This is a genomic window from Bradyrhizobium sp. LTSPM299 (assembly GCF_000938235.1).
In the GTDB taxonomy this organism is placed as follows: Bacteria; Pseudomonadota; Alphaproteobacteria; order Rhizobiales; family Xanthobacteraceae; genus Bradyrhizobium.
Map to the genome: position 1 here is coordinate 176,966 of NZ_JYMU01000098.1, position 24,374 is coordinate 201,339.

A 24,374-nucleotide genomic window follows, 5' to 3' on the forward strand; every position below is an offset into this window, starting at 1 on the left:
TAAGTTGGTCCTTTTCGCCGGCTCCGCATTGATTTTCGCACTCTATGGCACGAAAGTTGCTGATCTTGTCAAAAGAAAATTACGCAGCATACTTCGCAATTGAACGCCGTCGGCGATCGACCAGGAGAGGAGCCGATCATGTCAGTAAGCACCACATTCGACCTGCTGTTGCGTGGCGGCCGCGTGATCGATCCGGCGTCGGGCATCGACGGTATCAAAGACGTTGCCGTTCGCGCCGGCAAGGTCGTCACGGTTCAAGCCGACATCCTGCCGACCAGCGCCAAAGAGATCGTCGATGTCTCGGGCAAGATCGTGCTGCCGGGCCTGATCGATACCCACGCGCATGTGTATCAGTATGTCACTGGGCGCTTTGGCGTGAATGCCGACATGGTGGGGGTGCAGTCGGGCGTGACGACGCTGGTCGATCAGGGCGGTCCGTCCTGCATGACCTTGCCGGGCTTCCGTCATTTCGTCGCCGAAAAAGCCCTGTCGCGCACCTACGCCTTTCTGTCGGCCTATCTCGTGGGCGGGCTGGAGGGACACTACTATCCCAGCCTGTACAGCCCCGATGGCGTCGATATCGAAGCGACGGTCAAGGCGGCGAACGCCAACCGCGACCTGGTCCGCGGCATCAAGGCCCACGCCGAGATCGGCGGCTTCGCACGCTGGGGCATCCGCGTGATCGAGATGGCGGCGGAGATCGGTCGTCGCGCTGATTTGCCGGTCTATGTTCACTTCGGCCAGCTCTGGGGCCTGCCGGCGAGCGGCACCAACGGCGAGGATGTCGATACCATTCTCACGCGCGTGATCCCGCTGCTGCGTTCCGGCGACGTGCTGGCGCATCCGTTCACGCGTCACCCCGGTGGCTTCGTCAATCGCGAGGGCGAGGTGCACCCGGTCGTCCGGGCGGCGCTCGATCGCGGGTTGCGCGTCGATGTCGGCCACGGCAGCCATTTCTCCTATCGCCTCGCCCGCAAGGCCATCGCCGCGGGTATCATCCCGACCACGCTCGGGGCCGACATCCACGGCTACAACACGCATGTACCGGCGCCGGCCGGCACGCCCGACGAACATGCCGACGACGAGAATCATCCGTTCGCGAGCCAGGCGAAATTCAGTCTGGTGCAGGCCATGAGTTCGATGATGGCGCTTGGGCTGACACTTGAACAGGTGGTGCCGATGGTCACCTCGCATCCAGCCGAGATGCTCGGTCTGTCCGGCGAAATCGGCACGCTGCGGTCTGGCGTCGATGCCGACGTCACGGTTCTGGTTGAACACCCCGGCCGCTACATCCTGCGCGACAACGAGAAGACCGAAGTGATCGCCGACAGCCTGCTGCAGCCAGCCTTCTGTCTGCGTGCCGGCGTGCGTCATGACGCAACGGCGCCGATCCTTCCCCGCGCGGTCGCGGCCTGATCTGCGATGCGCGCCGATCAAGGCGGCTTGCATGTCCGGCCCTGAAGGCAAAGACGACTTGGATTCCGCGACCGGCCCAAAGCAAGGTGTCGGGGCGCGCTTGCTGCGCAAGGAAGACGATCGCCTGATGCGCGGACGCGGCCAATTCGTGGCCGACATCCGTCTCGCCGGCCTGCAGGACGTCGCCTTCGTGCGCAGCCCGCTCGCCCACGCATGGATCAGATCCATTTCCGTGCCGGAACGGTTTCGCGACGTCGTGTTCACCGCCGATGATCTCGTCGGCGTCAAGCCGATCCGGGCAGTTTCCGGACTGCCTGGCTTCAAGATTTCAGAGCAGCCGGTGCTGGCGTCCGGCAAGATCCGTCACGTCGGAGAACTGGTCGCCATGTGCGTGGCGCCGACGCGAGCCGAGGCCGAGGACATCGCCGCATCGGTGACGCTGGACCTCGAAGAGCTTCCAGCCGTTCACGACATGCTGCAAGCGCGACAGCCAGGCACCGCCTTAGTTCACGAACATTGGGGCGACAACGTTTTCCTCGAAAGTGCGTTCGAGGTCGACATTGCCTCAGCCCTGGATGCGCCGATCAAGGTCACGCGGGAAATATCCACCGCCCGGCAGTGCATGTCGCCGCTCGAAGGGCGCGGCGTCGTCGCGGCGTTCGAGCACCGCCTCGATCAGCTCACGCTTCACACCGGCGCGCAGATGCCGCACATCGTGCGCAACGGCCTCTCGGACTGTCTCGGCATGGAGCAGGGCCAGATCCGGATCGTGTCGCCCGATATCGGCGGCGGCTTCGGCCACAAGGGCATTCTGTTGCCCGAAGAAGTCTGCCTCGCCTGGCTGACGATGCGCAAGGGCTATCCCGTGCGCTGGATCGAGGATCGCCGCGAGCATCTGACGGCCAGCGCCAATTGCCGCGAACATCATTACAAGATCACGCTCTATGCCGACCGCGACGGCACGTTGCGCGGCATCGACTGCGAGGCCACGGTGGATTCGGGCGCCTACTCCTCCTACCCGTTTTCCGCCTGCCTCGAGGCGGCACAGGTCGCGAGCATCCTGCCGGGCCCCTACCGGACGCCGTCCTATCGCTGCCGGACGTTTTCGGCGGCGACCAACAAATGCCCTATCCTGCCCTATCGCGGCGTCGCGCGCACTGGCGTCTGCTTTGCGCTCGAGATCATGCTGGATGCGGTAGCGGTCGAAGCCGGTCTTGAGCCCGCCGAGGTTCGATTGCGCAATCTCGTCGATCCCGGCCAGATGCCGTTCGACAATATCACCAACAAGCATTTCGACAGCGGCGATTACCCGGAAGCGATGCGTCGCGCGGTATCGATGATCAACGTTCCCGCCATCCGGGAGCGGCAGCGACGCGGGGAGCCCGATGGGCGGCTCATCGGTACCGGCGTCTCGATCTATTGCGAACAGGCCGCGCATGGCACCTCGGTCTATGCCGGCTGGGGCATTCCGATGGTGCCGGGATTTGAACAAGCCAATGCGCGCATGACGCCGGACGGCGGCCTCGAAATCCGCGTCGGCGTGCATTCGCACGGCCAGGGTCTTGAAACGACGCTGTCCCAGGTCGCCCATGAAATTCTCGGCATCGATACCGCGAGGATTCGCGTCGTGCACGGCGATACGGCCCTGACCCCCTACTCGACCGGCACATGGGGTTCGCGCTCGATAGTGATGGCCGGCGGGGCGGTCGCAAGCGCCTGCACCGAACTCGCCGAACGCGCGAAGCGGATCGGCGCCAAGCTGCTTCAGCTCGATCCTGCCTCGGTCGTGCTGCACGATGGCCGCGTGCGCGGCCCGAACAGCAGCATCGGCCTGCCGGAAATCGCCCACACCTGGTATCGCCGTCCGCAGGATCTGCCTGGCGATGTCGATCCCGGTGGTCTTGAAGCGACCAGCGGCTACAAGCCACAGCGCGACAGCGGCACATTCAGTTATGCGGCCCATGCCGTGACGGTCGCAGTCGACCCTGACCTCGGCGACGTGGAGATCCTCAATTATGTCATCGTCGAGGACGGCGGGGTGCTGGTCAATCCGATGATCGTCGACGGCCAGATTTTTGGCGGGTTGGCGCAAGGCATCGGCACGGCGCTCTACGAGGAGATGCCGTTCGACCAGGCAGGCCAGCCGCTTGCGACTACGCTTGCGGATTATCTGTTGCCAGGGCCGACCGAGGTTCCCGAGCCGCACCTCGATCACATGGAAACTCCCTCGCCCTACACCAGGTTCGGCGTCAAGGGTATCGGCGAAGGCGGCGCGATCGCCCCGCCCGCCGCAATCGCCAACGCGGTGAATGACGCGCTGCGGCCGCTCGGCGTCGAAGTGCTGCGTTCGCCGATCTCGCCACGGCGGCTAGTCGAGGCCATTCTGGCGGCACGCGACGCCGAAAGGCCAGCGGCATGAAATCGGCGGCCTTTGCATATGAGCGTCCCGGGGATGTCAACGGCGCATTGGCGCTGATCGCGCCGACCGATCGCAGCATCAAGATCATCGCCGGCGGGCAATCGCTCGGCCCGATGCTCAATCTGCGGCTGGTCGAGCCTGATGTCATGATCGACATTTCGAACCTTGCCGAGCTCAAGCAGGCGGCATGCGTGGGCGGCGACCTCGTGATCGGCGCATGCGTCACCCATGGCGACATCGAAGACGGGCGCGTACCCGATGTGACGCGCGGCGCGATGCAGCGGGTGGCCGCCGCCATCGCCTACCGGGCCGTCCGCAATCGCGGAACCATCGGCGGATCGCTCAGCCACGCCGATCCCGCCGCCGACTGGGTGTCGGCCCTGTCGGCGCTCGGAGCCAGGGTTTCTCTGCGCAGCCTGTCGGGAGTTCGGCAGCTTGGCATCGAGCAATTCATCACCGGCGCGCTGCGGTCCGCGCTGCGGCCGGGCGAGATCATCGAGACGGTACGGATTCCGGCGATGACGCCGTCAGCCAGATTTGGCTACTTCAAGGCCTGCCGCAAGACCGGCGAATTCGCCCATGCGATCGGCGCCGTTCTAATCGATCCAGAACAAGCCACGGCCCGCGCCGTGATCGGAGCGCTCGAGGCGGCACCGATCGTGTTGGCTGACGCATCGTCCTTGTTCGGAGGACGCGTGACCGCGGACTTTGGACGGCGGTTCGATGTCCGCGTCGCCGACGCGATCCTGGCAAAATCGGGAATTTCGAACGCCGGCGACCGGCACATTCACGTCACGGCGCTGCGCCGCGCCGTCAGCGAGGCCGCGGCTTGACCATGATCGCGCTGACCGTCAACGCCCGTGATATCAGCGCAGATGTCGAGCCGCGCACGCATCTGGCCGACTTTCTGCGCGACGGGCTGAACCTCACCGGCACCCATCTCGGCTGTGAACACGGCGTCTGCGGCGCCTGCACATTGTTGCTCGACGATATGCCGGCTCGGTCGTGCATCACCTATGCGGTCGCCTGCGACGGCGCGCGGGTCACCACCATCGAAGGGCTCGATGATGACGAGATCATGGTTGAGCTGCGCGGGGCCTTTACGCGCGAACATGCGCTGCAATGCGGCTACTGTACGCCGGGCATGCTGATCTCTGCGCGCGATCTCGTCCTGCGGCTGCCGACGGCCGATGAACGCGACATTCGTGCCGGCATGAGCGGAAATCTCTGCCGCTGTACCGGCTATGTCGGGATCATTCGGGCGGTTCGCGCCGTGATCGAGGCGCGTCGTGCACGCGGCGTAGCCCCGATCGTCGGCGCCGGCCGCAGCTCGCTGGGTCCTGCAGGGTCTGGCCATGGCACACCAAGTTCGAGTGGCATCATTGCGGCGGCGTCAGCGAACGCCGAAGCGGCGCCCGTTCCCAACGCGACGATGTCGATTCCGGATTTCACGCCAGAGACGACGTTCGAGCAGCACTTCATCGTGGCCCATCCACCGGCAACCGTATTCGACTTCTTCGGCAATATTCCTGCTGTCGCAGCATGCCTTCCCGGCGCATCGCTGAGCCGTAATGCCATGCCTGGGCACGCCGATGGCGCGATCGAGGTCAGGCTCGGCCCGATCTCAGCGAAGTTCCAGGGTCCAGCGCGCATCGAGCGCGACCCGACAACGATGACCGGGCGGATCGTCGGGACCGGTAGCGACCGGCGCAGCCGATCATCGACCCAGGGCGAGATCCGCTATCGTCTCACGCCGATCAAGCAAGGCGCGGCTACCGAGGTTAGGTTCTCGATCGGCTACAGCCTTCGCGGCACGCTGGCCCAGTTCGCGCGCCCCAGACTGGTTCAAGACATGGCCGAACGAATGACGACCGACTTCGCGCACAATCTCGATCATGCGTTGTCGGGTCTGCCGCAGAACGGCCGCGCGGGAAACACCACCTCGCTCGACGGCATAACTCTTCTCCGCGATGTGCTGCGTCAGCGTGCGCGGCGTTTGCTTCGCAACATATGGCGGCGCTCGTCGTCTCCAAATGAGTAAGGAAGTATCAGTGGTGTGGTACGTGCATATTTTCGACGGAAGTCGGGGTATCATCGATAGGGGGAAGTCATGACGGATTCTGAACTTCACACCGACATTCACAGCATCGCGCCGATTCCGGACGCGGACCGGAGCTCGACGGGGCTGCAGCAGATGTGGATTTGGGCGGGCGCCAATATCGCGCCGGTCAACACTTGGCAAGCGCGCGATGTCTGCATCCGCCATCGCGAGCGGCGCGCGCAGATGACAGAGATGACAGAATAGTGTCTTTGTTTCCTGAAGATCCGAGACAACGCTGGTCCTCGCTCGACCAGGCCGCACGGGACGCCGCCTATGACAACAACGCGGCCGTCGCCGATAGCCCGCGCTGGATCGAGCGTCGCAACCGCGACTCTGCCGCCTATCGAAGCACCCATAACGCCAAACTCGATCTGCCCTACGCCAACATTTCGGAACGAACCGCCATCGATCTCTATCCGTCTGCAGACAAGTCCGCGCCCTGTCTGGTTTTTCTGCATGGCGGTTACTGGCAACGCAATTCGCGCGAGGGGTTTGCGTGCGTGGCGGAAGGCCCGAACGCTGCCGGATGGTCGGTTGCGATACCCGGCTATTCCCTGGCGCCGCAGGCCAGTCTTGCAGACATCGTCGCCGAGATAGGCCGGGCGATCGACTGGCTCGCCGCACACAAGCGTGCGCACGGGATCGGCGGTCCCCTCGTCATCGCGGGCTGGTCGGCGGGAGCGCAGTTGGCCGCCTTTCATCTCGGCCACCCCGACGTGGTCGCGGGACTGGCCGTCTCCGGGGTCTACGACCTCGCCCCACTACGGGAAACCGGCCTCAACAATGCGCTCAACCTGAGCGAGACCGAGCTCGAGACGCTGTCACCGTTGCGGCTTGTTCCGGCAGCAAAACCGCTCACGATCGCCTATGGAGACGACGAATTGCCGGCCCTCGTCCATGACTCGCTCAAGCTGTTCGCCTTGCGCCAGGCGCACGGCGCTGCTGGAGCGATCCTCCCCGTCGCCGACGCCAATCACTTTTCGATTCTCCCCGAGTTCCAGAAGGCGGATGGCGTGCTGGTCAAAGCCGCGATCGAATTGCTGTCCCATGTTTAGATCATTGTCGGCGCAACGGCCGACAATGATCATCCCGAAGACAACGGACCGGAGCGAAGCAGATGAATCGAAGAGAGTTTCTGGCATCCACCACGATAGCGGGCCTCACTGCGCTCCTCGACGGTTCGGACGCCTTGGCGCAGTCGAGGCAGGATACGCTGCTCGTGATCTCCGAGGGCGGCCCGAACAATCTGGACGTGCAGGGCGTCGGCGCGAACCGGCCGGGATACGAGGTCTCGTGGAACTGCTACGACCGGCTGGTCAGCTATGGCATCAAGACGCTTGCCGACGGCTCACGCTCCTACGATCAGACCACCATCGTGCCAGAGCTCGCGGAACGATGGGAGGTGGATGCCAAGGGTATCACCTTCCATTTGCGCAGGGACGCCACTTTTCATGACGGAACACCGGTCAGAGCCGCCGACGTCAAATGGTCGTTCGACCGGGCCGTGTCGGTCGGCGGATTCCCAACCAGCCAGATGGCGGCGGGAAGCCTGCTGAAGCCGGAGCAATTTTCGACACTCGACGATCACAAGTTTCGTGTTGATTTCGTCCGGCCTGATGCATTGACGCTGCCGGACCTCGCCGTGGTCGTTCCCGCAATATACAATTCGACGCTGGTGAAGAAGAACAGTGCTGACAAAGATCCCTGGGGCCTCGAATTCACCAAGGCCAATACTGCGGGCAGCGGCGCCTTCAAGGTGGATAAATGGACTCCCGGCACCGAGGTCATTTATCTGCGGAACGAAGACTGGAGATCAGGCCCGCTGCCGAAGCTGAAACGGGTGATCTGGAGAAACGTGCCTTCGGCCGGAAATCGAAGGGCATTGGTCGAACGCGGCGACGTCGATATCTCGTTTGACCTGCCGGCGAAGGATTTTGCCGAATTGAAAGCAAAAGGCAGCATCGCGGTGCAATCGACACCGATTTCGAACGGTATGTGGTGCATCGAACTCAACGTCACCAAGCCACCATTCGACAACATCAAGGTTCGGCAGGCGATCGCCTATGCGGCGCCGTACCAGAAGATCATGGATGCCGTCATGTTCGGTGAGGCAAAACCGCTGTTCGGGGCCCGATCGAATACGCCCAGCGACACCATTTGGCCGAGCCCGACCAGCTATCGGACGGACATGGCAAAAGCCAGGGCCCTGCTTGCCGAGGCCGGGATGGCGGACGGATTTGAAACGACGATCTCGCTCGACGCGGGTCAGGGTACCCTGAGCGAGCCGATCGCCGTTCTCATACAGGAAAGCCTGGCAGCGCTGAACATCAGGACGACGATCGAAAAGATACCAGGTTCGAACTGGCGGGGCGAGATGCTGAAAAAGTCCATGCCGTTCATGGTCAATTTCTTCTCGGGCTGGCTCGACTATCCCGAGTATTTTTTCTTCTTCACCTATCACGGGCAAAATGCCGTCTTCAACACAATGGGCTACAAGAACCCTGATCTCGATCAGCTTATCGACACGGCCCGTTCGCTCGCCGCGAGCGGAGATCGGCCGGCCTATGAGGCAACAGTCAAGAGGATGGTCGCACTCGGATATGATCAGGCACCGAGAATTCCGCTATTTCAACCCTATCTGAGCGTGGCTTCGCAGAAAAGTGTCGGTGGATACGTCTACTGGTTTCACCGCCAGCTCGACTACCGCTCGCTGACGAAATCGGCGTAGAAACCGTTCCGGCCGCCATCACGGCAAACACCACGTCGAACTTGGCGCGTAGTTCGATGCGGGTGCCCTGCTGCGTTATTACGGGATCGTCGATCAAATCTCCGCTTTCGCCGATCCGCGTGCGAGCAAAGACGTTCAGTGCATGGGGCCAGTCGCGTTTGAGTGGCGACGGGACCTCGCTCGTCTTTGCTTGCTTCGCAAGCGCATCCCGGCACGTGTCCCGCGGCCACCAGCAATCGTGGCGGAGCAGATCGATGCCATGGCCCGCATCATCTCGTTCCAGCGAAAGTATGGGCCGCCGCAGCGTTGAGTAGAGGTCATCGCCGACCGACGGCCGGGCGTGCCGCAGCTCCATGAACGTGTAGGCATCACTGAGCTGTTCGTAGGGATCGGTGACAGACCACGAAAAGATCGCAGCCCCCACCCCCGAACCGCGCGCCGTCAGGTCGATGCGCGAACCGGCTCGAACGATTACCAGCCAGGTCTGGGAGGCAGACAGCGATACCAGCGTAGGATGGCGCGAAGCCGGCGTCTTTCAACCAGCCTCCGCGGTATCGATGGTTATCTCCAGATCCGTCGGCTGCAACGGAGGGCGTTTGAAGACGTCGTTGGGACAAGCGGAGATAACCAGGACCAGGTCCCGATCAATACGGAACGTCAATCGGTCGCCCGCCTTGCTGGTGTTGACCCCGATTGCGACGGCACCGGCCTCGTCGACGATGATGTTCTGGAACAGGCAAATCGACGATGGAGTCCGCCCCAGCCGGATTCCCTTGCGCGCAAGGGCACGGTGAAAATTGTCGTGGCAGGACGCATGCGCGCAGCCGGCGCCGCGCAGGCGATACATGGTTGGATCGCAGGGCGGCACCAGAAGCCCGTGAGGCCCGGCACTGGTGTCTTCGATGAGTGTTAGCATCGCTTCCTCGTCATCGGCGCAGATGGACTGCCCGATCTTTGGAAACAACCTCATGTTTCTGGCGCGCGTGGTTCGCGTACGGGAGACAGCGCCCCCGGCGCCACAGCAACGCAGTCGGCGCCTTGATGCCCCGCCAGATCCGTCACGCTAAGGCGCGATCCCATGCGAAGTTCAAGCGGAACTCCCTCACGCGCGGGAATCCGGATTGTTGATGGCGAGCGGTTCATTTCCTTGCGTTGGGAAGATCGCTCCCGACATCTGATTGACCAGGTGTTCGACCGCGCCGGCGTCGCGCGGCAGTTTTCGATCGAGACATAACTATCAGAGGTTGCGTGGTCCTCTGTCGAGAGCCGAGCCGGCGGGTCAATCGTCGATGCATTTACGGCTCGGGACCTTTCTGAGAGGGGTGCTCTTATGCGCCCGTTCGCGCCCAATATCAGCTTCGATATCCGATTGATCTGGCCTTCCTTTAGAGCTTCTTCTCTCATACCTGATCAATTCGTCACCTACTTGAAAGAGGTAGTAAGCAATGAACGCTAGGTCCACTGCCCCTAGGCCAATCGGCATTCCGACCCCCTTAGGCACGCAAGGCGTTTTCAATTGCCGATTACTCATCGCAAGTATTTCCTTTGGCTCTCGACCCGCAGCGTCGCTCTTTTGGGGCCCAGTGGCGACTTTGGCATCCAGAGCGTGATGGCAAAAAGGCTCTACTCTCGATGTCGACGCGCCTCCTGGATTTCGGCAACGCTCAACAATGCTCGACGATAAGTCGCGCGGATGCTTACGAACGCAGCCCGGATCCGCGAGAGGTCTAAGGCCGCCAGGCGGACACCGAGCCCCGCGGACCCCGGGAGCACGCTTGCCGCAGCGTACAGCCCTGAGATCCGGCCCAGAACAGTTGTCAGCGATGACTGAAGATTCGTCAGATCGTGCGAAGGGGTCAGCATCAGGAACGCGGATCCGAAAGCCCGATGACCGCAAAAGATGTCGGGGTCTGGACGGTACAAGCGTGTCCGGTCGATCATCAAAGGCTCGCTGCCCGATCTCCTCAGGCAATACGTCGATTCCAGCTCCCGGAAGCTGCGGGCTTCTCCGCCGGGATCGTGCATCGTGAATGCATCGACGATCAAGGTGCAGGCCTCGTTCGCACAATCGAGTTCCACGGACTGGCACAGCGCGGCATCCGGAAACAGGATGCGCGGCTCAGGCAGATATTCCAGACTGGCGCCGCCTGCGACGTAGAGGCTGACTGTCTCCGTGGAGCAGGCAGCCGGGTCCGCACGAAGCACGGATGTCGCGCCTTGATTGGTCAGGCAGACAGCAGTGCCGGGATCGAGCACGAGACGCTGTGCGAGGCTATCCTCACCGTGAACTGCCCCGCTTCCCGTCTGCACAATGACGCTGAGGCAACCCGGCCGATCCGGATCGAGATAGAAGCTGCGTGTCAGAACAAACGGCCAGGCGAACAGGCGCCGGTCAATGACCGTACGATTGGCGCGACGGACAAAGCTCAGGTCGAGCAGCAGACCGTCCCTTGTCGCTACAGGCCTCACGTTCTGAACAGAACCTCGCGCTCGAGAAGATCGATGATCGCATCGATTCCCTCGCCGCGGCGGCAATTGGTGAGCAGCACTGGACGATCGCTGCGGACATTCAATGCCTCCCGATGCATGCGCTCCAGGTCCACACCGACATGAGGGGCCAGGTCGACCTTGTTGATGACAAGGAGGTCGGCACGGATGACCCCGGGGCCCCGCTTGCGCGGGATATCGTCGCCCCCCGCCACGTCGATGACGAACATCCAAAAATCCGTCAGATCGCGCGAAAACGTCGAAGCGAGGTTATCGCCGCCGCTTTCAAGCAGAATGAGCTCGACGCCCGGGAAGCGCCGCTCGAGCTCGTCCGCCGCCTCAATGTTGAGCGTCGGATCCTCGCGAATGACGGTGTGAGGGCACGCGCCCGCCTCGACCGCCGATACGCGCGCAGGATCGATCAGCCCAGAGCGCCTGATCCGCTCGGCGTCCTCGGCCGTGACAAGGTCGTTGGTGATGACGGCAATATCGATGCCGCGCTCCAGGAGTGCCGGGATCAGGCGCTCGACCAACGCAGTCTTGCCCGAACCAACCGGCCCGCCGATTCCGACCCGCGCGGCTGCGATGCGCGCCTCGGCTGATACGCTCTCTGGTTCGATCCGGTTCATCGGAGCATGTACCGCCTTGCAAGCGGCACCTTCGTTGCCGGGGGGCACATCAGAAGCTTGCCATCGGCGCGAACTTCGAAGGTCTGCGGATCGACCTCCACGTGCGGCATGGCCGCGTTCCGCACCATGTCGGTCTTCCGCAGTTTCCGTACATTCTTGATTTGAACGAGATCGCGCGTCAGGCCATGCTTGCGCCCGACATCGGCGTCCATAGCGAGTTTTGAGACGAAGTTGACACCCAGCCGTTGCGGCGCGGCGCCGAGTGCCCCCCACATCCGTTTCTGAATCATCGGCTCCGACAGGCCAAGGCTGCCGTTGCCGTCGCCCATGGCGGCCCAGACGACAAAGCCGTTCTTGATCACCATGTAGGGCTTGATGCCGAAAGACGCGCGCGGCCAAAGTACGAGATCGGCCATCTTGCCGACCTCGATCGAGCCAACCATGTGGTCGATGCCGACTGCGATGGCCGGGTTGACGGTGAGCTTGGCGACGTAACGCTTGATGCGTTCATTGTCCGCGCGTGCCGTTTTCTCCTCGGGCAGGCGGCCGATGCGGTCCTTCATCACGCTGGCAAGCTGCCAGCATTTGGCGACGTTCTCCGCGAGACGCCCCATGCCTTGCGTATCGGTGCCGAAGATCGAGATGGCGCCCATGTCGTGGAGAAAGTCTTCCGCAGCCATCGATTGGGCGCGCACGCGCGCCTCGCCGAACATCACATCCTCGGGTGCATTGTAGTTGAGCTGATGACAGATCATCGTCATCGGCACCCCCTCCTCCATGCCATAGGAGGTATAGGGATTGGTCGGATTGGTGGACGACGGAATGACGTTGTCCCATGACACCACCTTCAGCAGATCCGGCGCGTGGCCGCCGCCGGCGCCCTCGACGTGATACATGTGGATGGTGCGCCCGTCGACAGCGGCCATCGTATCCTCGCAGAAGCCGTACTCATTGATCGAATCGGTGTGGAGGTGGACCGCAAAATCGTTGCGATCGGCCGCCACGAGGCTCCGGTCAATCACGGCCGGCGCAGCCCCAAAATCCTCGTGAATCTTCACGGACATGCCGCCGGCGGCAACGGCCTCCTCGACGGCTTCAGGATTGGATCCGCCGCGTCCAAACAGCGCGTAGTTGAGCGGCGAGAACTCGATCGCTTGAAGGAAGCGCGCAAACGGTGTGGCAGCACCGCTGCCGACATCGAAGACCGGTCCCGACCCGTTCCCCACCAATGTTGTTGTTCCACCGGCGAGTGCATGATCGGACTGCTCGGGCGAGATCAAGTGGGCGTGCGACTCGATCGCACCGGCCGTGACGATGAAGGGGCCGCCGGCGATCGGCGCGGTGGTGTGACCCACGACCATATCGGGATGAACGTCCGGCATCACGTCGGGATTGCCGGCCTTGCCGATGCCGACGATGCGCCCGTTACGGATGCCGATATCGGCCTTCACGATGCCGGTGACCGCGTCGATGATCGTGGCATTCTTGATCACCACATCGAGGATCTTGTGCGATGACGTCCGATAACCATTGACGCCCTCGCCGTCGCGCAGGTTCTTTCCGGCGCCGACCAGCAGCTCATGCCCGTAAGTGGCGTAGTCATGCTCGATCTCAGCGAGCAGGCTGGTGTCGGCCAGCCGCACGAGATCGCCTTTGGTCGGACCGTAGAGTTCGCCGTAGGCGCGACGATTCAGTATGGCCACGGTCAAGCTCCCTGATAGCCGAGCGCACGGGCCTGCCTGAGCGCGTCGTCGCGCGCGGACGGCGCATCCAGCGGACCGTTGACCAGCCCGGCCTGCCCAAGCACGACGCGGTCGCCCGAGATCGGAACAAGACGCACCGACTTGGTGACCCCCGGCTCGAAACGCACTCCGGCGCCGGCCGGCCGATCGACCTTCATGCCCCAGGCAGCCGCGCGATCGAAACGCAAGGCGCGATTGACCTCAAAGAAATGGGTGTGGCTGCGGACCTGGACATCGCGGTCGCCGGTATTGATGACCTCGATCGTGATGGCCGGCAGGCCCGCAAAGCTCTCGATGTCTTCGCCACCTGCGATGATCTCCCCGGGCACGAGGTCGTCGGCCGCGGCGGTGTCATTGGGTGAGATTGGCTCGAACACCGCCATCACCTTGGTGCCTTCGGCGAACATGCATTCGATGTAGAGCATCGGGATCATCTGCGCGACGCCGGGCTCGACATCGTCAGTCGTCAGCAATCGCCCCGCCATATCGCGGATTTCGGCGTAAGGCAGGTCACGCCGCGCCCCCGTCATCACCTCGTCGGTGATGTAGGCGACCGCCTCGGGATGGCTCAGCCTGATCCCGAGCAAACGGTTGCGACGCGCCATCTGCGCGGCGTTGAAGATCACGAGACGGTCCATTTCGGTCGGCGACAGATTCATCATGGCGAAGTCACCTCTTCTATGTCGTAAACATGCGGACGTGCCGAAGCGGTCCGCGCGAGACCGCAATATCGATGAACGGCGTAAAGCTCGCGGGCACCGCATCTGGCTGGGGCGTCTCTGCGAGCAGCTCTGCAAGCAAGCCGCGCGCCGCTGACTGGCTGCGCTGGGCTTCGATATGGCCGACGATGCCGAGCCGCACGGCCGCACCGACAAGACCGGTCACCAGAGCCCAACCCGACACCAGTTCGGCTGCATCCAGGTTGAAATTCGCATCCCGGCCAACGATGGCCTGTACCACCGGCAAATGACCGAGCCGCGCGTCCGATGACACCAGGTTGCGGTAAGCGACCGACAGCGGCCCATCGAGTTTGACCCAAACCCCGAGCAGTGCCTTGCCCGCGCGGCGCGACCCTTCCCGCATCTCGGCCGATGCTGTTCCTGCCTCGGCGAGGCGGTCGACCGCGGCAATCCCGTCACATCCCACCGCGTGAAAGGCCTTGCGCAGCAGGACGCGGTCCATGGTGGCCCATCGCCGCGCCAGTTGATCGGCGATGATACGGTCGAGTTCATTGCGATTGGCCAGCATGCCGTCCGCGGCGAGCCCTTCGAGCCCCCAGGAGAATGCGAAGCCGCCGGCCGGATAGGCGCTATCGCCGAGTTGCAGCAGTGCCAGCGCCTGCAATCTATCGAACAGCATCGCTCTCCACCACTTCGCCTGCCTGAAGCATCGGCATGATACGCGCGCGATACGCCTCGAGCGGACCATCCAGCAACACGACGAGCCGGTCGCCGTCGAAGCGCACCCGCCAATGCAGATTTCCGGCATTCCATCCGAGCTTGAGCGCCGCCGCCTGATCCGCGGGTTTCAATCGCCATGTCTCCTGCTCGCCGAAACGGGCAATAATGGCCCGATCGTGCGCAAGAAACAGCAGCGCGCCATCGACCAGCTCTTCGTCGCGATCCAGGCTCACCGCGCAATCGGTTCCGCGGTCGGTCGTCAGGCGAAAGCGCTTGCGGCCGACATCCGAAGGCGGCACGAACAGCAGTTCGATCCCAGCGTGATGCTCGATATGATGGAGCCGGCGCGCATAGGCCGCGTCGTCGGATCTTCCGATGATGCCATGAAGCCGTAACGTCACGATGGTCTCCCGCAATTGAGGTGACGCCGGCTTAACGGACCGTCGCCAACACCTCCTTCGATGTCACAAGCGTGACCTCACCCTCCAGGATCGGTTTGGCGATGCCAAAGAAGGTCGCGACGGCCGCCGATTCGTTATGGCGATCCATCGCGGCCTTATCGGCGAAGCGCTCATAGGTCGTGAAGAGGCAGGGATCTTCCTCGCTTTGCGAGATGAAGAACCCGATTGTCTCCGGCTCTTTGGCCGCGACGTGAGCCGCGACGTCGAGAAGCGCGTCGCGCATCGTGACCTCACGTCCGGATTTCGTCCTGATGACGGCTGTGATCGTGATCATCAGAACTTTCTCCAATCGCCATCGGCCTCAAAGGCCTTGGCCGCCCGATAGATGGTCGCCTCGTTGTAATCCTTGGCGATTAGCATGAGGCCGACCGGAAGACCGTCAGAGAGCCCGCAGGGCAAGCTCATGGCCGGGTGGCCGGTGACATCGAAAGGGCTGGTCGTCGCGGTCATCTCAAAGGCGCGCTGGACAATTTCGGACAGCGGCGCATCCTTCGCCGGGATTGGCGTGGCGACACAGGGCAAGGTCGGCATCAGGAGCAGGTCGTACGAACCGAACATTGCGTCATAGGCCGCCTTGGCAGCGATCGCGATGTTGCGGGACTTCGCGTAATAGCGGCCGCGATAGTGGCTGACACCCCACTGTCCGACCAGCATGCAGAGCTTCAGGGTCTCCGACAAATCGTCGGCGCGGTTGCGCCAGGCGGAGTGCGCGTCCAGCAGGCCCACATCGTAGAGCCCCTTCCAGTTGAAGCCCATGCCATTGCCGATCATCATCTGGACCAGGAAGCCTTCCAGCGTAATCGGATTCCAGGCGGCGAGCGCGTGGGCATGCTCGGGAATCGAAACATCCGACACGCTGGCGCCAAGTCCGGCGAAGCGCTCGGCACCGGCCTTCACTTTCGCGACGACGCCCTCCTGCATGTTTGGTGCCGAAAAGCCTTCCTTGAGCACACCGATTTTCAAGCCCTTGACGCCCCGCCCGAGCATCTCGGTGTAGCTCGTGACCTTCGGCGCATACTGCCGCGGGTCGAACCCGTCGGCACCGGCCAGCACCTCCAGCAGCAGCGCATTGTCGGAGACGTTCGCCGTCATCGGGCCGGTGTGGTCGATCGTCGATTCAATCGGCATCACGCCGGTATAGGGCACGAGGCCGTGCGTCGCCTTCATGCCGTAAATGCCGCAATAGGACGCAGGGATGCGAATCGAGCCGCCCTGATCGCCGCCGATCGACATGTCGACTTCGCCGGCCGCGACCAGCGCCGCGCTGCCCGAGGAAGAGCCGCCGGCGGAATAGCCCATCCTCAACGGGTTATGAACCGGAGCCGGATCGGAGGTGTGGCTGCCGCCCGAAAGGCAGAAATGTTCGCACACGGCCTTGCCGACGATGGTGCCGCCGGCATCGAGAATCCGTGTCACGATCGTCGCGTCGGCCGCGGGAATGAATCCCTCGAGCGTCGTCGAACCGTTCATCATGGGAACGCCCGCAAGCGCGACGTTGTCTTTCAGGACGACGGTACGGCCGGCAAGTTTGCCGCTGGGGGCGCCCTTCACTTCGGTCTTAATGGCCCAGGCACCGTATTTGTTGTCCTTCGGAGCCGGCTTGGAGCCGGGCATGCGGGGATATCTGACTGGCGGCAACGGATTCGGCAGCTCGTCGACGACGTCATAGGCATCGAACATGCCACCCATCAACGCGAGATATTCTCCGGCTTCCTCGACCGACATGTTCATGTGCAGACTCGCCGCGAGCTCAGCAACATCCTCGGCATTCGGGCGCTTGATAGACATGAGTCATCCTTTCTTGTGCTGACAAGCTGGCAGAGAAGACAGAAATCAACGATCGCAGTGGCCGGCGCGACTGCGCCGGAATTGGCCCTAACTCGGACTCATGGCCGGATCCCGTGCCATCAGGCTTTCCCGGTTAAGCTCTTCCGTGATGCGTCCCTTCTGGATGTTGAGGACCCGGTCGGACAGCGAGGTGATGAAGTCGAGATTCTGCTCGACGACGATCAGCGACATGCTCCATCGCTTCTTCAACGCGAGCAGCGTCTCGGCGATCTCTTCGATGATCGACGGCTGGATACCCTCCGTCGGCTCGTCGAGCAGGATGAGCCGCGGCTTGGTGCAGAGGCAGCGCGCCAACGCGAGCAATTGCTGCTCGCCACCCGACAAGGCGCCGCCGCGCCGATCGAGCAGTTTCACCAGGCGCGGAAAGTCTTGCAGCACCGTATCAATGACACCGCGGTCTTCCCTTGGCGCTGCAGCGAGGCCCATACGCAGGTTGTCGTAGACGCTCAAATCGGGGAAAATCTCCCTCCCCTGCGGCACCAGGCCGATGCCGAGCCGGGATCGCTCATGCGGCTTCAAATGGGTGATCGTCTTGCCCGCGAAGATGACCGTGCCGCCGGTCGTCGGCAGATGTCCCATCAACGCACGCAGGGTTGTGGTCTTGCCCATGCCGTTATGGCCGAGAATGCCGAGATACTCACCGTCCTGCACCGTCATATCGATGCCAAACAGGATTGGAATCCGTCCATATCCGGATCGCAGGTCTTGGACCTCCAGGAGCGCACTCATGCCGCCACCTTCTTGCCGAGGTAGACGTCGCGCACCCGTTGATCCGCCAGAACCTTGTCCACGATATCTTCAACCAGCACCCGCCCCTGGTGGAACACGGTCACCTTCTTGGCAATCTGCTTGATGAACTCCATGTCGTGCTCGACGACGATGATGGCATGCATCCGGTTGATCTCGCGGATGATCGCGGCGGTATGAAAGGTTTCCTCGTCGGTCATGCCGGCTGCCGGCTCATCCAGCAGGATCAAATCAGGCTCGGCGGCCAGCACCATGCCGATCTCCACCCACTGCCGCTGACCGTGAGACAATGTCGCGACGATGCGGTCGGCGTGATCGGTCAGGCGGATCATCTCCAGAACGGAATTGACGGCTGGCGCCTGTGCGCGCGGTGTCGTCTTGCGGCGAACCGCAAGCCAGATGTTCTCGCGCACCGAGAGGCCGTTGAAGACGTTTGGCACCTGGGTCTTGATGCCGATCCCCATACGGGCGATCTGGTGCGACAGCATGCCGGCTATTGGCTGCCCCCGAAACGCTATCGTGCCCGAGGTCGGGATGAGCTGGCCCGTGAGCATCTTGAAGAAGGTGCTCTTGCCTGCGCCGTTGGGGCCAATGAGGCAGCGCAGCTCCATCTCCTCCAATGTGAAGGTGATGTCGTCATTGGCGACCACGCCGCCAAACCGCATTGTGAGGTGCTCGGCCTTGAGCAGGGGTACGAGGTCGGCCATTGCTATTCCGCTCCAGCCGGGTGCGGCGCCACTGCCGATGATGGCAGCGGCTCGTTCGCGCGAGGTGCCTTCGGCTTCGGTTCAGGCACAAGCCTGAGCAGGAGATCACGCAGCGTCGGCACCAGCCCCTTGGGCAGGAGCAGCACGAATACAATCAGGACGGCGCCGAGAACGAGATTGGAGTTGAACGCCTGCTGCGAACCGATATAGGCGACGATGTACTCGATCAGCACGCAGCCGACGACCGGGCCGAGCAATGTGCCAAGGCCGCCGACGGTGATCCAGATGATGATCTCGGCCGAGAGCGACAGGCTGAATATGGTCGGGCTGACGAACGCGCCCCAATTGACGTAGAGCGCACCGGCAAGCCCCGCGACCGCACCGCCCAAGATGAACGTAAGCAGCTTGACCAGGCGCGGGTCATAACCGAGCAGGGAAGCGCGCACCTCGTTCTCGCGCACAGCCACGATGACGCGCCCGGCCGGCAGCGACAGAAGAACACGCAACAGCAGGAATACCGCAAGCAAGGCTCCGGCCGTCGCCCACCAGGATTGTTCGGGCGACAACACCTCACCCGGATAGAACGGCACGTTGAACGTCGGCACTGACGGAATGCCGTTGAATCCGCCGAGCAACGCCGTGCCGATCCGATACCCGTCGCCGGACGTCGAGTTGAGGCAGTTGAACAGGATCAGGGTGACGGTCAGCGTGATCACGCCGAGATAAACGTCGGAGATGCGGCCGAAGAAAATGAAATAGCCGAGGATCGCCGCAAACAGCAGCGGAATGACAATGGCGAGCAGGATGGCCGGCGTCGAGTCTTGGAAATTGATGGCGGCAATCGCGTAGGCGTAACCGCCCAATCCGAAGAACGCGGTCTGCCCGAACGACAGGATGCCGCCAAATCCCCAGATGAAGGCAAGGCTGAGCGCCAACACCGACATCGCGGCGAACAGCGTCAATTGCATCAACGCGAAGAGTTCGATCACCGAGGGAATCAGCGCGATCGCAAGGATTGCAACGACGACCGCTCCACCCTGGGCCGCGAGACGAAAGCGGGCCGACATCATAGGGTCCCCTTGAAGAAGCGACCGGAGATGCCCTGCGGCAGCAGACGGATCAGCACGATCGCCGCCGTGAACACGAGGACCTCGCCATAAACCGGCGTCGTGAAGTAAGCGCCGATCTGATTGACGGCGCCGAACAGGCTCGCCGCCGACATCGTGCCCGACAGGATCGCCGCGCCGCCGCCGACCACCGTCATGAAGGTCTTGGCGACATAGGCGCCGCCCATCCCGGGTGTGATACCTGAGACCGGCGCCAGCAAGCCGCCTGCCAGACCCGTGACCGCGGCGCCGACCGCGAAGGTGCTCATATAGACCCGCGCCGGGTTAACACCCAGGGTCGCCGCCATCGCCGGGTTCTGCATCGTCGCGCGAGCGATCAGACCCCACCGGGTGTAGCGCATGACGCCGTAGACCAGAGCCATCATGACGGCCGCCATGCCGGCCAGGAACAGCGTGTAGTAGCTCGACTGATACGACCCGATCGAGAAGCCGCCAAGGGGGGTGGGCACTCCTTGCTGGGTGTTACCGTAGATCGTCGTGATGATGCCGATGATCGCGAGGCTCAGTCCCCAGGTCGCCAGCATCGAATCAACAAGGCGTCCGTAGAGAAAGCGGATGAGACAACGCTCGATGATGAGGCCGACGACGCCGACAAATAGCGGCGCAACGACAAGCATCGCGATCCAGATGTTCACCCCGGCGTTTGCCGAGATGACGGTCGCGTAAGCGCCGAGCATGATGAACTCGCCATGGGCGAGATTGATGATCTTCATCATGCCGAAGATGATCGCCAGTCCCAGGCACAGCAAAAACAGCGAAGAAATTCCGTTCAGAACGTCGAGCCCGAGTATGACGTAGATCGCCATTCATAAGGTCCTTCCGGCGGTCCAACGCTTTGGCCCCGTCGACCGCGGGGCCAAAGGCGTCAGAGACTGATAATGTACTGCTTGGTGTCGTTCGGGTTCTTGACGAGATCGCAGACGCTCGCCGTATCGGCCGGCTTGACGTCGGGGAAGCTCTCCAGCACCGACCATTTGCGGTCCTTCACGTCTGCGAGGAACGCGTTACGGATCGTGTGATGGGTCGCCTTGTCGAGTGTGACCTTGCCACTTGGTCCGTCGAACGAGATGGAGTCCTCCAACGCCGCAATCACCTTCATGCGGTCGATGCTGCCGGCCTTGCGCACACCGCCCGCCCAGAGCATGACGCCTTCATAGGTACAGGCGGCGAGCTCGCTGATATAGGGCGTGTCGGAATGTGCTTTCTTGATCTTCTCGACGAAGCTCTTTGAGGCCGGCGTCGTCAACTCCTCGAAATAGCCGTAGGCGCCGAGAATGGAATCGCTCTCGGCCGCGTCAAGCGTGGTCGGCTCGTTGACAAGACCAAATGTGGTCGATGCGATCGGGATCTTTCCCTTCATGCCAGCCGACGTCCACTGCCGGTAGAACGCGGTGTGGTTGCCACCGACCAGCGCCGAGAGAATGAGGTCGGGCTTCGCGGCCTGGATCTTCGAGATCGTCGGGCCGAAGTTGGTGACGTCGAGCGGGAAGAAGTCGGTCGACAGCACCTCGCCGCCATTGTCCTTGACGTATTTGGTCATCCACTTCGCGGTGATCTGACCGTAATTGTAGTCGGCAGCAATGATGTAGGCCTTCTTGCCTGCCTTCTTCATCGCGGCCGGCACCAGCTTTTCCACGGTTTGTGCGGGCGTCGTCCCGGTGCAGAAAGTGTTGCGATCGCAGACGCCGCCTTCATAGAGCACGTTATAGAAGTACAGCACCTTGAAGCGATCGAAGGTCGGGCGCACCGCCTCGCGTGAGGCCGAGGTGATGCCGCCGTGAACCACGTCGACCTTGTCCTTCACCGCGAGCTGCTGGGCGAATTGCGAATACATCTGGATATTCGACTGGGTGTCGTAGTGGATCACCTTCAGCGGCCGGCCGATCAGTCCGCCACCCGCATTGATCTCGTCCACCGCGAGCTGCAAAGCGTAGACCATCGGCGTACCGGAGGCTGCGATAGGACCGGACTGGTCGTGTAGGCTGCCGACGACGATCGGGTTTTCGGCGCCCAGCGCTCCGGACCGGAAGACCGCGGGTGCCGCAATCAACGCCGTCGTTGCAATGGCCGAGTGCTGCAGGAAGCGACGGCGGGAGAAAGTCATGAAAACCCCCAATGGTTCTTGATCTGGCAACTATTAAAAATACAATAGTTGAAATTGCAAGCGTTTTATCGACGCGCGACAATGGAGAAGTCGTATCCGTCGAGCCGGGCGAGATAGATCGGATGCCGCCCCCCTACCACCGGTCGCGCATCATCGCCGCGCGCCGTGCGTTGCTGGATGCTTCGCCCGTAAAAGCGGGTCAGTTCCAACGCATCGAGACTGCCCGCCTGCTCGATCAGGGCCGCGAGCGAATAAATGCCCTCGTAGCAGGACTCCCCGTAGGCATTGGCCGGGGGCGGACTATCGCCAAACGCCGTGTGGTAACGCTCCAGGAATGCGCCGTTGTTGCGGGACCGAATCGACGAGAAATAGCTCGAAGCTGCATAGAGGTTTTCGGTCTCGTCCGTCTCGAGCCCATAAACGACGGTCTCGTCGATCGCGGTGGAAAACCGCAGCACGCGCGAACTCAGGTCCGCTGCGCAGAACGCCCGATTGAAGGCGATGCAATCCAACCCCAGGAAAAGCGGTACAAGCACGTCCGAACGCGTGGCCTTGATCCGGTCCAGGATCTCGTCGAAGTCATGCGAGCCGACGGGCAGATAATGCTCTCCCGTCACCGTTCCCCCGAAGCGAGCGATCAGCGCGCGCGCAATCTTGAGCGACGAGCGCGGCCATATGTAATCATTTCCGCAGAGGAAATAGCGTTGCGCGTGTTTTGACTCCGAAAGCCACTGAATCGCCGGCGCGAGAAGCTCATCGGCGGTCTCACCAGTCGTCATGACGTCGAACGTCGACGACAGCCCCTCGAACTGCGGCGTGTATATGAAGGGGACGCGACCATGGGCTGCACTCGCCACGGAGTCCCGGGAAAAACTGGGCAACATCCCGACAATACCGTGCGCGCCATGAATTTCGATTGCGTCGCGCGCGGCCTGGCCTGCGCTCGCGCCGCTCTCACCGGCGTTGATGATGCGCAACTCGACCGGACGGCGCAGGATGCCCGACATCCGGTTGATTTCATCGACAGCCAAGCGCCCACAGGCCTCGGCTGACGGTGCCCACAGCCCCGCTGCGCCGCTTTGTGGGATGAGCAGACATACCCGAACGCTACGCAAAAGCGGTCTCTCCGTACTTCCACGGACATACCACTCACGAATCGTGCCAACTGCGATCTCGCCCCCGGCGAAGCCAGTTTTGCGGCGGAAGCGATCAATCTGGCAAATTGGCTGCCCTTCTTTCCGGCGCTGGTCGTTCAGTCAGCCTATTCATTGAGCAGCGGCAAACGGATTTGCTTTCCACCCGTTCCAATTTATAGTCGAAATCAAATGTTGAAATATCAACTAATCTAGTCAGGGAACCGCAAGTGGACCTATCCGACCTCATCCGGGGAGTGAATCGTCGGCTGGAGCAGGCGCTGGAAGCGCAGCTGAAGCCCAGAGGTGTGTCTCTCCATCAGTATCGCGTGCTCGAAGCGCTGGCGGAGCGGAACGGTCTTCCGATGGGCGATCTGGCGACGCGTCTCTTTGTCGACGGTCCGACACTTACAAAGATCATCGACAGAATGGTCGCCTCCGCCGAGGTCTATCGCGGTCCCGATCCACTCGATCGGCGCAAGGTCCTGGTATTTCTCTCGCGCAGGGGCGCGGCGCGCTTCGACGACATCGGCGAGCTCGGCATGTCTATTCAGCAGGATATCCTCGACAGGCTGGGCGCGTCTGAAGCCGCGACCTTGACGACCCTGCTCTTGGACCTGCTGGCCTATCCCCTCCCCGTGTCCTCGCTTGACTCGCGCACGCGAGATGTTGACTTACGAATGACATAACAACCGTCGAACCCTTGTACCCTTGCAGCGAAGGGATCCCCCACCATGGCGTGAGCCGATCTAAAGGTAAGTGCCTTGCCGCAACAGAAGTTTGTACCCGTGTTCGGTCATCCACTGAGCTCGAGCTAGGTGGCTCTCATACGTCCTACGTGCCTCTCCAAAAACAGGAACACATCCCGATCGCTCGCGTAGAGTGTCGTCGTGTCCTTGGTGATGTCCACGAACGGGTTGTGGGTCATGGTCGCCCAATCCAGCACCCCGGGCACCTTCCATCTTGTATCCCCGTTGCCGTTACCCGCGATCTTCATCACGGCGGTGACAAGTTCATGATCCCAGATGCGGCCATAGTCCGGCCCGGTCACGGCACGAAGCTCAATGCGGCCGTCATCAGCCTCCAACGTCTTCACCAACTCACCACGGTGTGACAGCAAGCCGTGTTGCAGGTTTATCGCGGTAAGTGGCGCGGGAAGCTGACGCATATAAGATGTCGGCGCGCCGACAAGGCTACACAACTGCCCAAAACTCCAATGCGTCGGCGCAACCGGTTCGCTGCGTCCCGGTACCATCAGGGCCAACCGTTCGGCATTGTCGCGGCCCGCCTCTACTCTCACGGCCCGGCTTTCCACGGTACGGGTC

23 protein-coding genes and 2 pseudogenes are annotated in these 24,374 nt (G+C 62.4%); 8 read left to right on the top strand and 17 right to left on the bottom strand.

Annotation, left to right across the window (positions count from 1 at the left end; all coding sequences use genetic code 11):
• Positions 1 to 138: 138 nt before the first annotated feature.
• The 7 genes from UP10_RS41380 (at position 139) to UP10_RS41405 (ending at position 8,664) form a co-directional block, all read left to right on the top strand.
• Positions 139 to 1,416 carry an amidohydrolase/deacetylase family metallohydrolase gene (locus UP10_RS41380; protein ID WP_044592881.1) on the top strand — a complete coding sequence of 426 codons (1,278 nt, stop codon included), beginning with the start codon at positions 139 to 141 and terminating at the stop codon, positions 1,414 to 1,416.
• Positions 1,417 to 1,447: 31 nt separating this feature from the next.
• Positions 1,448 to 3,835: a xanthine dehydrogenase family protein molybdopterin-binding subunit gene (locus UP10_RS41385; protein WP_044592932.1), complete on the top strand. Its 2,388-nt coding sequence runs from the start codon at positions 1,448 to 1,450 to the stop codon at positions 3,833 to 3,835.
• On the top strand, positions 3,832 to 4,668 hold the full coding sequence (locus UP10_RS41390) for an FAD binding domain-containing protein (protein WP_044592882.1): 837 nt from the start codon (positions 3,832 to 3,834) through the stop codon (positions 4,666 to 4,668). The genes UP10_RS41385 and UP10_RS41390 overlap by 4 nt, the downstream gene beginning before the upstream one ends.
• Before the next feature lie 2 nt (positions 4,669 to 4,670).
• The gene (locus UP10_RS41395; RefSeq protein WP_044592883.1) at positions 4,671 to 5,876 is read left to right on the top strand and encodes a xanthine dehydrogenase family Fe-S subunit; all 1,206 of its coding nucleotides are present in this window, start codon (positions 4,671 to 4,673) and stop codon (positions 5,874 to 5,876) included.
• A 69-nt stretch (positions 5,877 to 5,945) separates the two neighbouring features.
• Positions 5,946 to 6,140, top strand: a complete 195-nt coding sequence (locus UP10_RS43800) for a hypothetical protein (RefSeq protein WP_082077564.1) — start codon at positions 5,946 to 5,948, stop codon at positions 6,138 to 6,140.
• A complete protein-coding gene (locus UP10_RS41400; RefSeq protein WP_245322220.1) occupies positions 6,140 to 6,991 on the top strand; it encodes an alpha/beta hydrolase in 852 nt (283 codons plus the stop codon). The genes UP10_RS43800 and UP10_RS41400 overlap by 1 nt, the downstream gene beginning before the upstream one ends.
• Positions 6,992 to 7,053: 62 nt before the next feature.
• Positions 7,054 to 8,664, top strand: coding sequence for an ABC transporter substrate-binding protein (locus UP10_RS41405; protein ID WP_044592884.1), 1,611 nt, complete (start codon positions 7,054 to 7,056; stop codon positions 8,662 to 8,664).
• A gap of 40 nt (positions 8,665 to 8,704) precedes the next feature.
• On the opposite strand, the pseudogene UP10_RS46875 reads toward UP10_RS41405, so the two are convergent.
• From UP10_RS46875 to UP10_RS41485, 16 genes and pseudogenes are all read right to left on the bottom strand, one after another.
• Positions 8,705 to 9,172, bottom strand: a pseudogene (locus UP10_RS46875) (DUF1989 domain-containing protein); the annotation flags it as partial.
• A gap of 27 nt (positions 9,173 to 9,199) precedes the next feature.
• A complete protein-coding gene (locus UP10_RS41410; protein WP_283807726.1) occupies positions 9,200 to 9,694 on the bottom strand; it encodes a DUF1989 domain-containing protein in 495 nt (164 codons plus the stop codon).
• Between the two features lie 593 nt (positions 9,695 to 10,287).
• Entirely contained in the window at positions 10,288 to 11,133 is an 846-nt protein-coding gene (locus UP10_RS41420; RefSeq protein WP_245322222.1) for an urease accessory protein UreD, read from the bottom strand.
• Positions 11,130 to 11,780, bottom strand: coding sequence for an urease accessory protein UreG (gene ureG, locus UP10_RS41425; protein ID WP_044592886.1), 651 nt, complete (start codon positions 11,778 to 11,780; stop codon positions 11,130 to 11,132). The genes UP10_RS41420 and ureG overlap by 4 nt, the downstream gene beginning before the upstream one ends.
• Complete coding sequence (ureC, locus tag UP10_RS41430) at positions 11,777 to 13,483, bottom strand: urease subunit alpha (RefSeq protein WP_044592887.1); 1,707 nt, start codon at positions 13,481 to 13,483, stop codon at positions 11,777 to 11,779. Before ureC ends, ureG begins: the two co-directional genes overlap by 4 nt.
• A gap of 2 nt (positions 13,484 to 13,485) precedes the next feature.
• A complete protein-coding gene (ureB, locus tag UP10_RS41435) occupies positions 13,486 to 14,184 on the bottom strand; it encodes an urease subunit beta (RefSeq protein ID WP_082077566.1) in 699 nt (232 codons plus the stop codon).
• A gap of 16 nt (positions 14,185 to 14,200) precedes the next feature.
• Positions 14,201 to 14,881: an urease accessory protein UreF gene (locus UP10_RS41440; protein WP_245322224.1), complete on the bottom strand. Its 681-nt coding sequence runs from the start codon at positions 14,879 to 14,881 to the stop codon at positions 14,201 to 14,203.
• Positions 14,868 to 15,338 carry an urease accessory protein UreE gene (gene ureE, locus UP10_RS41445; RefSeq protein ID WP_082077567.1) on the bottom strand — a complete coding sequence of 157 codons (471 nt, stop codon included), beginning with the start codon at positions 15,336 to 15,338 and terminating at the stop codon, positions 14,868 to 14,870. The genes UP10_RS41440 and ureE overlap by 14 nt, the downstream gene beginning before the upstream one ends.
• A 16-nt stretch (positions 15,339 to 15,354) precedes the next feature.
• Positions 15,355 to 15,657 (bottom strand): putative quinol monooxygenase, encoded by a 303-nt coding sequence (locus UP10_RS41450; RefSeq protein WP_044592889.1) that lies wholly within the window; start codon positions 15,655 to 15,657, stop codon positions 15,355 to 15,357.
• A complete protein-coding gene (locus tag UP10_RS41455) occupies positions 15,657 to 17,171 on the bottom strand; it encodes an amidase (RefSeq protein ID WP_044592890.1) in 1,515 nt (504 codons plus the stop codon). The genes UP10_RS41450 and UP10_RS41455 overlap by 1 nt, the downstream gene beginning before the upstream one ends.
• 87 nt (positions 17,172 to 17,258) lie before the next feature.
• Positions 17,259 to 17,960 (bottom strand): ABC transporter ATP-binding protein, encoded by a 702-nt coding sequence (locus UP10_RS41460; protein ID WP_044592891.1) that lies wholly within the window; start codon positions 17,958 to 17,960, stop codon positions 17,259 to 17,261.
• Entirely contained in the window at positions 17,957 to 18,685 is a 729-nt protein-coding gene (locus tag UP10_RS41465; RefSeq protein ID WP_044592892.1) for an ATP-binding cassette domain-containing protein, read from the bottom strand. Before UP10_RS41465 ends, UP10_RS41460 begins: the two co-directional genes overlap by 4 nt.
• A gap of 2 nt (positions 18,686 to 18,687) precedes the next feature.
• Positions 18,688 to 19,752: a branched-chain amino acid ABC transporter permease gene (locus UP10_RS41470; protein ID WP_044592937.1), complete on the bottom strand. Its 1,065-nt coding sequence runs from the start codon at positions 19,750 to 19,752 to the stop codon at positions 18,688 to 18,690.
• Positions 19,752 to 20,618: a branched-chain amino acid ABC transporter permease gene (locus UP10_RS41475; protein ID WP_044592893.1), complete on the bottom strand. Its 867-nt coding sequence runs from the start codon at positions 20,616 to 20,618 to the stop codon at positions 19,752 to 19,754. Before UP10_RS41475 ends, UP10_RS41470 begins: the two co-directional genes overlap by 1 nt.
• Before the next feature lie 59 nt (positions 20,619 to 20,677).
• Positions 20,678 to 21,916 (bottom strand): urea ABC transporter substrate-binding protein, encoded by a 1,239-nt coding sequence (locus tag UP10_RS41480; protein ID WP_044592894.1) that lies wholly within the window; start codon positions 21,914 to 21,916, stop codon positions 20,678 to 20,680.
• A gap of 65 nt (positions 21,917 to 21,981) precedes the next feature.
• Positions 21,982 to 23,031 carry a substrate-binding domain-containing protein gene (locus tag UP10_RS41485; protein ID WP_044592895.1) on the bottom strand — a complete coding sequence of 350 codons (1,050 nt, stop codon included), beginning with the start codon at positions 23,029 to 23,031 and terminating at the stop codon, positions 21,982 to 21,984.
• Between the two features lie 248 nt (positions 23,032 to 23,279).
• Here UP10_RS41485 and UP10_RS41490 point away from each other — a divergent pair, with 248 nt between their 5' ends.
• On the top strand, positions 23,280 to 23,738 hold the full coding sequence (locus UP10_RS41490; protein ID WP_063775441.1) for a MarR family winged helix-turn-helix transcriptional regulator: 459 nt from the start codon (positions 23,280 to 23,282) through the stop codon (positions 23,736 to 23,738).
• A gap of 158 nt (positions 23,739 to 23,896) precedes the next feature.
• Here the strand turns inward: UP10_RS41490 and UP10_RS41495 are convergent.
• Positions 23,897 to 24,374: pseudogene (locus UP10_RS41495) on the bottom strand (DUF932 domain-containing protein); the annotation flags it as partial.